The sequence below is a fragment of the Gillisella vitis genome, from assembly GCF_001541345.2.
GTDB lineage: Bacteria > Pseudomonadota > Alphaproteobacteria > Rhizobiales > Rhizobiaceae > Allorhizobium > Allorhizobium vitis.
The window spans coordinates 422,977-436,288 of record NZ_LMVL02000003.1 but is presented as its reverse complement, the minus strand read 5'-3'; the positions used below and the strand labels follow the sequence as shown (position 1 = coordinate 436,288).

General features: G+C 56.9%; 9 protein-coding genes. 7 read left to right on the top strand and 2 right to left on the bottom strand.

The window, feature by feature from the left end:
- Positions 1 to 28: 28 nt before the first annotated feature.
- Positions 29 to 889, bottom strand: coding sequence for a UDP-2,3-diacylglucosamine diphosphatase (locus tag ASB66_RS12175; RefSeq protein WP_060715686.1), 861 nt, complete (start codon positions 887 to 889; stop codon positions 29 to 31).
- Between the two features lie 181 nt (positions 890 to 1,070).
- On the opposite strand from ASB66_RS12175, the gene ASB66_RS12170 reads away from it, so the two are divergent.
- The 4 genes from ASB66_RS12170 (at position 1,071) to ASB66_RS12155 (ending at position 6,796) form a co-directional block, all read left to right on the top strand.
- Complete coding sequence (locus ASB66_RS12170; protein ID WP_060716003.1) at positions 1,071 to 3,377, top strand: NADP-dependent malic enzyme; 2,307 nt, start codon at positions 1,071 to 1,073, stop codon at positions 3,375 to 3,377.
- Positions 3,378 to 3,722: 345 nt separating this feature from the next.
- Entirely contained in the window at positions 3,723 to 4,463 is a 741-nt protein-coding gene (locus ASB66_RS12165; RefSeq protein WP_060715687.1) for a helix-turn-helix transcriptional regulator, read from the top strand.
- A gap of 300 nt (positions 4,464 to 4,763) precedes the next feature.
- Positions 4,764 to 5,408, top strand: coding sequence for an acyl-homoserine-lactone synthase (locus ASB66_RS12160; protein ID WP_060715688.1), 645 nt, complete (start codon positions 4,764 to 4,766; stop codon positions 5,406 to 5,408).
- Positions 5,409 to 5,623: 215 nt separating this feature from the next.
- Positions 5,624 to 6,796 carry a DUF2865 domain-containing protein gene (locus tag ASB66_RS12155; protein ID WP_060715689.1) on the top strand — a complete coding sequence of 391 codons (1,173 nt, stop codon included), beginning with the start codon at positions 5,624 to 5,626 and terminating at the stop codon, positions 6,794 to 6,796.
- A gap of 65 nt (positions 6,797 to 6,861) precedes the next feature.
- Here ASB66_RS12155 and ASB66_RS12150 read toward each other — a convergent pair whose 3' ends face one another.
- Positions 6,862 to 10,287 carry a YhdP family protein gene (locus tag ASB66_RS12150; RefSeq protein WP_060715690.1) on the bottom strand — a complete coding sequence of 1,142 codons (3,426 nt, stop codon included), beginning with the start codon at positions 10,285 to 10,287 and terminating at the stop codon, positions 6,862 to 6,864.
- Between the two features lie 220 nt (positions 10,288 to 10,507).
- Here ASB66_RS12150 and bcp point away from each other — a divergent pair, with 220 nt between their 5' ends.
- The 3 genes from bcp to ASB66_RS12135 all read left to right on the top strand — a co-directional run bounded on the left by bcp (position 10,508) and on the right by ASB66_RS12135 (position 13,291).
- On the top strand, positions 10,508 to 10,981 hold the full coding sequence (bcp, locus tag ASB66_RS12145; protein ID WP_060715691.1) for a thioredoxin-dependent thiol peroxidase: 474 nt from the start codon (positions 10,508 to 10,510) through the stop codon (positions 10,979 to 10,981).
- Between the two features lie 101 nt (positions 10,982 to 11,082).
- On the top strand, positions 11,083 to 11,865 hold the full coding sequence (locus ASB66_RS12140; protein WP_411910104.1) for a ferritin-like domain-containing protein: 783 nt from the start codon (positions 11,083 to 11,085) through the stop codon (positions 11,863 to 11,865).
- A 136-nt stretch (positions 11,866 to 12,001) separates the two neighbouring features.
- Entirely contained in the window at positions 12,002 to 13,291 is a 1,290-nt protein-coding gene (locus tag ASB66_RS12135; RefSeq protein ID WP_411910105.1) for a M23 family metallopeptidase, read from the top strand.
- Positions 13,292 to 13,312 lie beyond the last annotated feature (21 nt).

Sequence of the window (13,312 nt, the reverse complement as noted above, 5' to 3'; positions counted from 1 at the left end):
CCACAGGCTTTTGTCATCTATAACCATTTTAGGCGTTGCAGCGTGCTGCTTTCGTCTCTGTTCCAGCAGGGTTTTCCACCGGAAAGATGCGAATCGGCTCCGGCGGCCCCAGCAGGCGCGGCTGATCAGCAGCATTATAGCGCGTACCCCATTCGATCAGCTCGAAATGCCCGTCATGATGTTCGGCCACTGCGGTGCAGCTCTCCACCCAATCGCCGGTATTGATGTAATGGATACCGCCGACATCCTCCATCACAGCGTGGTGGATATGGCCGCAGATCACGCCATGCACGTCATTGCGGCGCGCTTCGTCAGCAACGACTTTCTGGAACTCCCCAATGAAATTGACAGCATGTTTTACCTGTAGCTTGGCCCAGGCGGAAAAGGACCAATAGGGCATGCCCATCCGCCGTCGTACGGCCGCCAGAACCACATTGATAGCAATGGCAATGTCATAAGCCCAGTCGCCCATATAGGCGAGCAGGCGCGCATTGCGCACAACAACATCGAACTGGTCGCCATGCAAAACCAGATAGCGCTTGTGATCGGCCGTCTCGTGAATCATCTGGTCCAGCACTTCGATTCCGCCGAAATGGGTTCCGGGAAAACCCCGGAGGAATTCGTCGTGATTTCCGGGGATATAGACAATTCTTGTCCCCTTGCGCGCCTTGCGCAACAATTTCTGTACCACGTCATTACAGCCCTGCGGCCAGTACCAGCTGCGCTTCAACCGCCAGCCATCGACGATATCACCAACCAGAATGATCGTGTCGGCATCGTAAACACGCAGGAAATCCAGCAAAAAATCGGTTTTTGCGGCCTTCGAGCCGAGATGCACATCCGAAATGAAGAGGGTTCTCACATGCCGCGTTTCGGTTTCGTCGCTCACGGGAATGGTCCTTTACGATCAGCTTTGGCATGCTCTCAAAATCAGACTCGTGTTTCAGGATGATGACACGGCTGGTACACCGCTGGGATGCAATTGCCATGGCGCACAGAAATATGTTCTGGTCCGTGGAACGATTTGTTGTATGAGGGGGGAAGAGATGAACGATGAACCGGCAAGAAGCATGACCGACGACAAAACCAAGACAAATGCGCCCGCCTCTGGTGATCTGGACGAACAGGCACTGTTCTACCATCTGCATCCCCGTCCCGGCAAACTGGAGATCCAGGCAACCAAGCCGCTGGGCAATCAGCGCGATCTGGCACTTGCCTACTCCCCCGGTGTTGCCGCTCCCTGCCTTGCCATTCGTGACAATCCACAGGCCGCCGACGATTATACGGCCCGTGCCAATCTGGTCGCGGTGATTTCCAACGGCACCGCCGTCCTCGGCCTTGGCAATATCGGCCCGCTGGCCTCCAAGCCGGTCATGGAAGGCAAAGCCGTCCTGTTCAAGAAATTCGCCGGCATCGATGTGTTCGACATCGAGGTCGACGCCATGACCGTCGACGCCATGGTCTCGACCGTCGCGTCGCTGGAGCCGACCTTCGGCGGTATCAACCTTGAAGATATCAAAGCGCCGGAATGCTTCGAAATCGAGCAGCAATTGCGTGACCGGATGAATATTCCGGTGTTTCACGATGACCAGCACGGCACCGCGATCATCGTCGCCGCCGCCATCCTGAACGGCCTGGAACTGGCCGGTAAAACCATCGGCGACGTCAAGATCGTCGCGTCAGGCGCAGGCGCTGCGGCTCTGGCCTGCCTCAACCTTCTGGTTGCACTTGGCGCGAAACGCGAAAACATCTGGGTTCATGACATTGAGGGCCTGGTCTACAAGGGCCGTAACGAGTTGATGGACCCCTGGAAAGAGGTCTATGCCCAGGAAAGCGACAAGCGGGTGCTTGCCGAAAGCATCTGCGGTGCCGATGTGTTCCTCGGTCTGTCGGCGGCGGGTGTGCTGAAGCCGGAATTGCTGGAACAGATGGCGCCAAGCCCGCTGATCATGGCTCTGGCCAATCCCAAGCCGGAAATCATGCCGGAACTGGCGCGCACCGCCCGTCCCGACGCGATGATCTGCACAGGTCGGTCGGACTATCCCAATCAGGTCAACAACGTTCTCTGCTTCCCTTATATCTTCCGGGGGGCGCTGGATTGCGGCGCGACCACGATCAACGAAGAGATGAAGATGGCCGCCGTCAAGGCCATCGCCGCACTGGCGCGCGAAGAAGTCTCAGAGGTCGCCGCTAAGGCCTATAGCGGCGATTCGCCGACGTTCGGACCTGAATACCTGATCCCCTCGCCTTTCGATCCCCGCCTGATTTTGCGCATCGCGCCTGCCGTGGCAAAAGCCGCCGAAGAGAGTGGTGTCGCCCGCAGGCCGATTGCCGATTACGATAGCTATCTCGATACGCTCAGCCGTTTCGTGTTCCGCTCCGGTTTCATCATGAAGCCGATCTTTGCCAATGCGAAAGCTGCGACGAAGAAGCGGGTGATCTTTGCCGAGGGCGAGGATGAACGCGTGCTGCGCGCCGCCCAGGTGCTGCTGGAAGACGGGATCGGCGAACCGATCCTGATCGGTCGTCCGCAGATTATCGAGACACGCCTGAAACGCTTCGGCCTGCGCATCCGGCCCGGCACCGATTTCGCCATCGTCAATCCGGAAGACGATCCGCGTTACCGTGACTATGTCGACGATTACGTGGCGCTGGTTGGACGGTCTGGTATCAATCCCGAAGCCGCAAGAACCATCGTGCGCACCAATACGACCGTGATCGGCGCGCTATCGCTGAAGCGCGGTGAAGCCGATGCGCTGATCTGCGGCGTCGAAGGCCGATTTGACAGACATGTTCATGATGTCGGCCAGATTCTCGGCAAGAAACCGAATGTAAGGGACTTTTCCGGCCTCAGCCTGCTGATTTCCCAGCGCGGTGCGGTTTTCATGACCGATACATTCGTGACTGAAAATCCAACGGCGGAAGAAGTGGCGGAAATGACCATTCTGGCCGCCCAGACGATTCGTCAATTCGGCATCACGCCGAAAGCAGCACTTCTGTCTCACTCCAATTTCGGCTCGCGCAATTGCGAGAGTGCCCGAAAGATGCGCGCAGCGCTTGAGATCCTGCGCAAGGAAGCACCAGAGCTGGAAGTCGATGGTGAAATGCAGGGCGGTTCGGCCCTGTCGGAAACCTTGCGCCGGCGCGCCATGCCCAACAGCACGCTGTCGGGCGATGCAAACCTGCTGGTCTTCCCCAATCTGGATTCCGCCAACATCTCGCTGGGTATCGTGCGTACCTTGACCGATGCGCTGCATGTCGGCCCGATCCTTCTGGGAGCGGCCCAGCCGGCGCATGTCCTGTCGACATCCGTCACCTCACGTGGCGTCGTCAATATGGCCGCCCTCGCTGTGGTGGAAGCCAACCAGCAAGACTGACACACCACTTTCGATCTTTCGCATTCTGTAATCACTCAGGTTCATCCGAACCTGAGTGATTTTTGTTTGCCTGCTTGCGTTTCCGTTCAGGAAAAACGGGGTCCGCTTTTCCTGGCAAATGCCAGGCCCGGCGACGATGACGGTCTCGGTCACCATCTGGTTATGATCCTCTCAATTGCTGTGGTTCTCTTATGCTCTGTTTCCTCGGGAAACGGAGTTTTCGGTGTTCGACCCGGGCACCGTCGTGTTCGCAAGACATAAAATCGCAGACCTGAAACCTTATTCAACACATGGACATTTGCCCTCAAAGGTAGAAAATAAACCCTTGAAAATTGCGGGGCTTTCATGTTTGACGATAACATTTATTTCAATTTGCTCGATTGGCTGGAGACCACCACCAGCGCGAAATGGACCGATTTCCTGAACCGCCTGCAAACCAGCTACAACCTGTCCGGCTGTCTTTACATGGACGCTTCCATCACCTCGGCTGGCGCCCTGGTCTATCGATACGGGCATACATTCGATCAGCAGGCAAAAGACCCTATCCTCATGCTTGATGCGCCTGTTTTGCGTAACGTCTTGTCACAGCTCAGCCGGGCCATGGAGCCGGTGGATATGCATGACCTCGCGCAATTGAGCGAAGAGGGCCTGCTGTTGCGCAGCAAGCTGCGCGATCTGCCCTTGCCGAGGCAAGCCGTCAGCTATCCGCTGCTTTCGGTCGATGGACGCGGCGCAATTCTCGCTATTGCAAGCAATGCATGTGAGGAGGAGTGGCGACGCTTTCGCCGCTGCCATGACCGCGACGTTCATCTTCTGGCGGGAAAATTCCACGCAGGTATGGTGAAACGCTGCGATGGTGCTCGGATCGGAGGAGTACCCAGCCTGACCCGACGGGAACAGGAAACCCTGCGGTGGACGGCTGCGGGCAAAAGCTATTGGGAAACTGCAGTTATCCTTGGAATTTCGGAACGGACCGTGCGGTATTTCATGGCCAATGCCCGCACCAAACTCGACGCCGTCTCCAACACTCAAGCGGTGGCAAAGGCCCTGCAACGTGGTCTGATCCCACCGGAAGCACCACTATAAACGGCCGCCGCCCTCCATAGCTTATTTTCGCCAGACATCTCCGCAGCTGGGTTATCCGAACTATCATTGATAGATGGCGGTCCGTATTGCTTTTGCAAAAATTTCATGCGGCGTATGTGTTTTAGATATTTTCAATGCCTTCAAGAGGGGGAGTGTTCCTCATCTTCGATGCCTTGGTATGATATGGTGAATCGGAGCAGTTTAACGATCAACTCTCGACAGTTAAACTGTCGCTACCGTCAGTTTTATTGGGATTTTTTTACACTCATATTGTGTCACCTTCCAAATAAGGAGACACGCATGCTCAAAATTCTGAACAGCCGACATAAGCAGACCCAACAGGCGGCATTGGCAGACATGTTTCGCCTACGAAAAAAAGTATTCCATGATCTTTTGAAATGGGATGTCGTTGTACAAGGCGATTTCGAGATGGATCATTATGACGAAGCCAATCCGATTTACGTTTTATCTTATGACGACCGGACAGGCCGGTTGCGCGGCTCGCTCCGGCTTCTGCCGACGCTTGGCCCGAATATGCTGGACGATACCTTTCCCGTTCTATTGGACGGAAAACCGGCCATTCGTGACATTGCCATGTGGGAATCGAGCCGGTTCTGCATCGACCCGGAAATTTCCCTGGACCGATCTTCCAACCAGGTCAGCATTGCCGCAGCCGAGCTGATGTGTGGTGTTGGTGAACTGGGCCTTGCATCGGGGCTTACCCATATCGTCACCGTGACAGATGTGTTTTTAGAGCGGATGTTTCGCCGCATGGGCTGCCCCGGCGAACGAATTGGCGCGCCGCATAAAATCGGCTCGGTTCATGCTGTGGCAATTGCCTGGGAGATTGATACCGGCATGCTCGATGCCATGAAAAATATTGCTGCCATCACCGGACGCCTGCTCGACACACCCATGTCGCTGGAACAGGCGCGCGCCGCCTGACGTGGCATCTCATATACGAAGAGCCGCCGACAATGATCTTCGTATGGTCGGCCTCTATGCTCTGGCAGACGGGATTGCTAAAACAGGATTACGGGTTGGCGTTTCCGACGCCCTGCCCTATGTTCCCTTTCACTTGACTTAATGTCACTTGGCTTGATTAGTGTCCCGTCAACCGGCCCGTTAGCATGGCCCAATAGCATGGCTTATGGATCTGCATGCGCGCTATCGCTCTCATCGCTGTCGCGTCCTGTTGTTTCATCGCCCTCGGGCCGCCCGATTCGGTACGGGCCGCCCCAAGCTGCGAGGCTATTCGAGCCGAGCTTGCCCAGACGCCTGTGGTGATTGGCAATTCGCAGGATGTGCGGGCCTATTCGGGAGCTGTGACCCGACAGGATTTCGAGATCCGTAAATTGCAACGCACCATGCAACAGGCCGGATGCTCCTCCAGTATCGCCATTCTCGATGGCCATGGACAGGATCTCTGCGCGCAAATGCAGGAGAGCCTTGCCGTCATGCAGGAAAATAAGCGTCAGCTTTTGATCGAACGCAACGCGGCAGGCATGAAGGGCGGCGTCAACCCCCGTCACGAGGAACTGACGGCTGCTTTACAATCGAATGGCTGCGATGTCGCCGAACCGGCCCCGGCGCTCCAGGACACGGATGATGGCCAGGAGACGGTGAGGCCCTATGAGGCCCCTGTCTATCCCGATTATCCCCTACGCAACGAGGCACCGCTCTCGTCATCCAGCGACGGGCTTATGCTGCCTTCGGGACAGGGCGGATACAGAACGCTTTGCGTTCGCACCTGCGATGGTGGCTTTTTCCCGATCTCGCCCAGCACGCCCGCCCGTGATTTCGGGCGCGATGCCGAAACATGCAACCGGCTTTGTCCAGGGACCGAAGCGGAACTCTATTATTCACGCCTCACCGACGAGGCCAAGGACATGGTTTCAACCGTGACCGGCCAGCCTTATCGCGATATGCCTAATGCCTTTGCCTATCTCAACCGCGCCCCCGGGCAGCCGGGGCAATGCAGTTGCAACAGGGCCAGCTCTGACGGCTTGCAGACCAATGGTCCAAAGCCTGGTTTAGGAACTGATTCTGGTGGGTCCTCAGTCATTTCCATCACATCAAATGGATCAGCCCCCGGCACGAGACAGTTGGAGGCTCCATCTGGTGCGCAGGACAAAACATCGACCGACCAAAAGGCGACGACTGGCATGGAAGCCACGAATAAGCCGGCCCCTGAACCTGAGGCGGTGAGCCGACCCTATGATCCCGGACGGCAATCCGTGCGCCGCGTCGGCCCAACGTTCCTGCCGTCCAATACCAGCCAGATTGACCTCGTTCATCCAGCGCTTCCAGGCGCACAACCGGTTCAGGAATAGGCTCTCCTTACCGCATCGTACCAATTATGGTTTTTTGCCCGGTCTGTGGAGCGGATAAACAGACTCTATTGGAATTCGAAAATCTGGCGGAACATGCCCGGCGCAATGATCGATAGCGGATTGACCACCAGATGCGGGGCATCAACCGGGCCTTTCAACTTGAAGGTAATGCCCAAAAGCCCCCGGTCCCGTCCATTGCCGAGGATGCTGCCAATGATCGGCACTTCCGCAAACAAGCGATTAAGACCATAGGCGGGCATGAATGTTCCGGTCATTTCCATCTGGCCTCGTGTATCCTTGATGGTGCCCTGGAACGAAGCGCCGACCTGTTCTCCACGGACAATACCGTTATCAGTCCTGAGCACGCCGTCCTGATAGATCAGCCGCGCGAAGGCCCGCTGGAATTTTTCCGAACTGACATCCAAGTCACGTTTGACCGCGCTATTCAGGCTACGGCCATCGTCGGTTGCCGGCGTCGTGACGATTTTCTGTAGCCGATCCTCATTCTCGACCCGGAAATTGCGCAGATCAACATTGCCCATCCAGTTCTTATTCAGATCACCACGGATTTTCACATCCAGCATGCCACCGCGCATATGGCTGTAGAGATCGACAAACCGCACCAACGTGCCCGCATCGCTGGAAATCAGTGAAATATCATTGCCATTTGCAGCCTTGGCCGACTGGACGACAACCGCCTGGCCGGTATCGGTCACCGCACTCAGCTTTAGCGCTGTTATTGCCCCCGATCGAGAACCATAGACCAGCCTGACGCCGGAAAGGGATTCGTCATTGAAACCAATCAGTTTGTCGATATCGACATTTATATCGACATCGGTCGAATTGCTTGATGACTTACTGTCGCCAGTCGCGCCATTGGACCCGCTCCCGGCCTTCAGCTTTTTCAGGAAAGCACGGCCATCAACACTGCTGCCGCTGACCTTTGCGTTGATGATACCCTTGTTGATCTGAAGAGAAACACCGAAATCATCGGCGGATGCCAGCTTGACATGGTCGAGATCCGCTCCAACCAGTCCATTGGTTTTGGATACCACAAGCTTGCCAGTCGCCCCGAACCCGTCGCCGTCGAGATTGAACTTGTCGAGCATGAACAGGCCGGACTTGTCCTGCAATTCCATCGACACCTTGGCGGGAATACCGGAGCCCTTGGTCCAGCCGATAACCGGGATGTTCAAAGTCGCGCGCGACAGGTCGCTTTTCACCAGCTGGCGATTGTCATCGAGGCGCGATACTTCCAGATCGATCGTGCCTCCGACAATGTCGCCAAGGCCCGGTACGAGCTTGGCGCGCTGGCTGTCGTTCAGTTGTCCTTTCACCGTCCAGTTGGGCGCTCTATTGGAACCGCGGTCGACCGGCTGAGAGAAGTCGATCTCCACCGGCACGCCATCGATCTGGGCGTCCCCCTGCAAGACAGCATTTTGCGGATCGACCACCAGCGTGCCATCGAAGCCGGTGATCTTTTTGTCCATATAGGGCCGCTTGAGATCGACCCCCTTCAAATCCAGCGATGCTTTCCACACTTCCGGCGGAGGTTTCTGATCGGCGATAATACCGCCATAGAGCTGGACATCGGCCTTGATCTCGCCTGCGAAATCCTCCGGCACGAATTCCGTGCGTTGCAGGGCTTGCATGGGCTTGAAGGTTGCAAGTTCCGCCATGGCATCAGCCGGGCCGCTGACGGAAACGGCGATATTGGCCATCAGAGGCTTCTTGTAGGTATTGGCGATGGAAAATGTGCCTTTGTCCAGTTTGACCTTCCGCCCCGAGGGGAAATAGGAGGTGCCGCCATCAATACGCACCTGCAAATCCGGTCCTGTCAGGTCAAAATGTCCGGCAAGATCACGAATAGGAGGCAGATCGCCGGTGACGTTCATTCGCGCGCCGCTGATATCGAAAGCGATTTTCAGCTCGTCAGGCCCGAGATCCAGCGGTTGGGGTATAGGCTTCATCCGCCCGGCAGGAATGAGCACATCGATAGAGGCATTGCTGATCGTGCCGCCGAACAGATTGGCCTGGACCCAGGCTCTTGGCTTCATGGCCATCCAATAGGGCCAGAGCTGCTTGACCATGGCGGTGCGCATCTCGAACAGTTTGCCGTTGAAACGGATTTCCGGCGAGGCGTTGCCAAACTGAACATTGAGCGTGGCTTGCATGCTGCCATGCGGTGTCGAGACCGCCAGCTCGCTGAATGTCAAATGACGCTGGCTGGGAATGAACTGCCCAAAGGCCTTCAAAGAAAACGGAAACGGTTGCTCTCCCGATGATTCCACCGAGGCCGTGCCCTGATCGACCAGCAGATCGATGCCGATACCCTGGGCATCACCTGGCACGGACTGCAAACGATCCAGATCGATGAACCCACCGGAAAACGGCACATGGGTCGGGCCGAAATCCACTTCCGAGGGCCGGATTTCCGCCGTCAGCTTATCGAAATCATAGGCCAGATTGATGTCGGCCCGCGTCAGCTCCTGTTTGTCACCATCGACATACAGTATGCCGTTTTCTGTCCGCAACCGCGCCGACAGAACCGGTCTCTGGCTTGGCGCCTGCCTTAAAGCGTAGAAATCGATATTGATGCTGGTATCGGCCCCGTCGCGCCAGACCCCGGTCGGCGTGCGCTTGATCAGGAAGGGCGTAGCGATCAGATCCGTTACAGTAGCTGTCAGCGACGTGGTCCTGGTTCCGTCAGTCACCGCCTCAGCTGAAATCATGCTGACTTTGCCGTCAATAGACGCCTCGCCCTCAATGGCCAGCGAATCGTCCTTCCTGCGGGTCAATGTCAGATCGTTGACCTGCACATCAACTGGCTGGCCGATTCCGTTCTTGGCGGGCAAGGTAATGCCGCCCAGGCGCAGCCGATCCAAACCTCCCCTGACAATGAAGCCATGTACATCATCGAGATTGCCGAACATCGTCTCCATGAATGGCGGAAACTTGTCGATCCGTAGCGTGGCAAGATCCAGATCGCCTCCCTGCAACAGCCGTGAACTGTCGAAATCGATGCCGGACACGTCAATCTCGGTCACGGAAACCCGTCCCATCAGCAGCGAAATAGGATCGATGACCAGTTTGACGTCGCCGGCCTTGGAGACCACCTGCTGGGTCTTCGGATCGGTCAGGGTGACATTCTGCGCGGCGACCGCCAGATGCAAATTCTTGGAAAGACGAATCGACGTCTGGTCGATATCGGCTTTCAGGTCGTCACCAATCGCGGATTGAAAAGCCGCACGCGCACCGGTCGACAGGGCCTGGTCCAGCGTACCGGTTTCAATCGCAATGGCTGCCGCCCCTAGCATGGCCATCAGTGACAGGACGATATAGGCCCCAAACCGCATCAATCTGGTCAGAGCTCCACGCCGGCGCGGGCAATGCACGATCAAGGGATCCTCGACCTGCGAGGACGGCAAGGTCTCGAGAGCAACAATGTCGCCTTTGCGAAAACGGATTTTCTCGCCCCGGATTTCTCCCATGCCTTGGCCTGTATCTCCGATATTTCCTGAAGTTCGACGGGCTGTTAGCGCACCGGCAACCTTATGATTCCAATGAATGACCGAATTCGACATGTGCCTTGACTGCGCGCAGCAAACAGAATTCTGATGGCAAATTCATTACACTGGACGCGCGTCATCTGCGCTATATATCCGTCCCGGCCTTATATTTCCACAAACCGGGCAAAAGAAAGGTATCAGCATGGCGGAATTGTCGATTGGGGACATGGCTCCGGATTTTACACTACCGCGCGATGGCGGCGGCACGGTGAGCCTCTCCTCCTTCAAGGGTAAGCAGGCGGTCGTCTATTTCTATCCCAAGGACGATACCAGCGGCTGCACCGTAGAAGCCACTTCATTCACCTCACTGTCGTCGGAATTCGAGAATTTCGGTGCTGTCATCATCGGCATTTCTCCCGACACGGTGAAAAGCCATGATAAATTCGTCGCCAAACACGGACTTGCCGTCATGCTCGGCTCGGACGAGGAGAAGACCACTCTGGAAGCCTACGGCGTGTGGAAGGAAAAAAGCATGTATGGCAAGACCTATATGGGGGTTGAGCGCAGTACCTTCCTGATCGATGCCGGTGGCCGGATCGCAGGCGTCTGGCGCAAGGTGAAAGTCCCTGGTCATGCTGAGGCGGTGCTGCAAGCCGTAAAAGACAAAGCCGCGTAGCCGCAATATTTCGTCCGAAATCGATAGAGATTTCGGCAATTATGCCGTAAATGCCAAGCATGTCTCATAGCTTGATAAAATCCCTGAGAGCGGGTGCGACGATGGCAATCGCCGCAACCGACCTTGATGAAAAGACCGGCCTTGCGCACGAAACCGCCCGCCGTTGGCATGGCCGGACGCTATCGCTGCGCTCTCCACTCGATCCGCCCCTGCCGGACCGTCCGGGGCGCCCGACCCATCCGGTTCTGGTGCCGCCAAAGGCGACAGAAAAGCGGTCCCTGCACACGCTGAAGGGCCGGATCGCCATGCTGCATTCGCTGGCCCATATCGAGTTGAATGCCGTGGATCTGGCGCTGGATATTGTTGCCCGCTTTGCTAGCGAACCGGTGCCACATTCATTTTTCGACGGCTGGATGCAGGTGGCCTTTGAAGAAGCTAAACATTTCGGTCTGGTGCGCGACCGGCTCCGGGCACTCGGGGCTGATTATGGCGACATGCCAGCCCATGACGGCCTTTGGCAGGCCGCCCATAGCACCCGCACCGACCTCACAGCCCGGCTTGCTGTCGTGCCGCTGATTCTTGAGGCGCGTGGTCTGGACGTAACCCCGTCCCTTCAGGAAAAAATGCGCGAGACCGGCGATATCGAAAGTGCCGATGTATTGAAGATCATCTATGACGACGAAAAAGGCCATGTCGCCGTCGGCGCCAAATGGTTTCGCTTTCTTTGCGCCCGCGAAAAACGCGACCCGGCCAAAACCTTCCAGCAATTGGTGCGCGCCAACTTCCGTGGAACGCTGAAAGCACCGTTCAACGACATTGCCCGGGCCGAAGTCGGGCTGACACCCTCCTTTTATCGGGTGCTTTCCTCCATCAGCCACGCTTGAACCATCTCGGCCATAAGCAACATTTTGTTAACCTTAACAGGATGTAATCACCTCGACAGAATCGGGTCTGCAATCTGGATCAGACGTTACAGTCTGGCCACGCGCAGCGACTGTAACGATGCGCGAGGTCGGCATGATGAAGACACGCAGCCGCAAAGGCTTCAGCAAGCGTCAGCGCCAACAGCATGTGCTCATCCTCGCGTCCGGGGAAACCATTCGCCATATGACCCTGCGCCCCTGGATGGCAGGTGCAGGTCTCTGTCTGGTGGTGGCCGGTGTGGTCGGCTATCTTGGCGCGACCTCCTATCTCATCATGCGCGATAATCTGATCGGCGCCTCCATGGCCCGTCAGGCGCATTTGCAGCACGATTACGAAGACCGGATTTCCGCCTTGCGCGCCCAGGTCGACCGGGTCACGTCCCGGCAATTGCTGGACCAGCAGGTGGTGGAGGAAAAGCTTCAAACCCTGCTCGAAAAGCAGATGGCGCTTTCCGCCCGTTCCGGCAAGCTTGGATCGCTTCTGGACCGTGCCGAGGAATCCGGCCTGACACCCAATGAGCCTTTAGCGCCTGTGATGCCGGATAAATCCGCGTCTGTCGCACCTGTGGGCAAAGGCAATGCACTGGCCGCCCTCAACCGGATGCTCCATACCGACCCCACAGACACACAGGAAAGCGATGGTCCGGCACTGGGCTTTATGCCCGCCCGTGAAAGCGGCGCCGATCGGGCCGACCGGGTTTTCCGCAACGTGACCCTGTCGCTGAAATCCATTGAGCAGCAGCAGAAATCAAGCATCCATGCACTGACCGCCGAGGCGAGCGACAAGGCCAGCACCATCGAGCAGGTCTTGACCGACAATGGCATTCGGATCGACAAGCCTGAAGCTGGCAAGGATGGAATGGGGGGCCCCCTGGTTGATGCCGACCCGAAACTCGGAATTGATACCAGTCTCGACAGCTTGGACAGCGCCCTCAATCGCCTGGATGCCGCACGCGAGACGGCAAAGGACATGCCTTTTTCCAACCCTGCCGCTACCCGCGAAATCACCAGCCCGTTCGGCAACCGCCCTGACCCGCTGCTTGGACGGCTGGCCATGCATACCGGCATAGATTTCCGCGCAACGAATGGTTCTCCTGTCAAAAGTGCCGGTGCTGGAACCGTGATCACGGCCGGACCGACGGGCGGCTATGGAAATATGGTGGAAATCGACCACGGTCAGGGACTGTCCACCCGTTACGGCCATATGTCGAAAATCCTGGTTCGACCGGGCGAAAAGATCGAAGTTGGCCAGTTGATCGGCCTTTCCGGATCGACCGGGCGTTCCACCGGGCCGCATCTGCATTATGAAATTCGCAAGAACGGCAACCCGATCAATCCGATGAGCTTTCTGGCGTCCGGAATGACATTGAAGCCTTTTATTCAGTAGGCCCTCGCATCGGGAGGACTC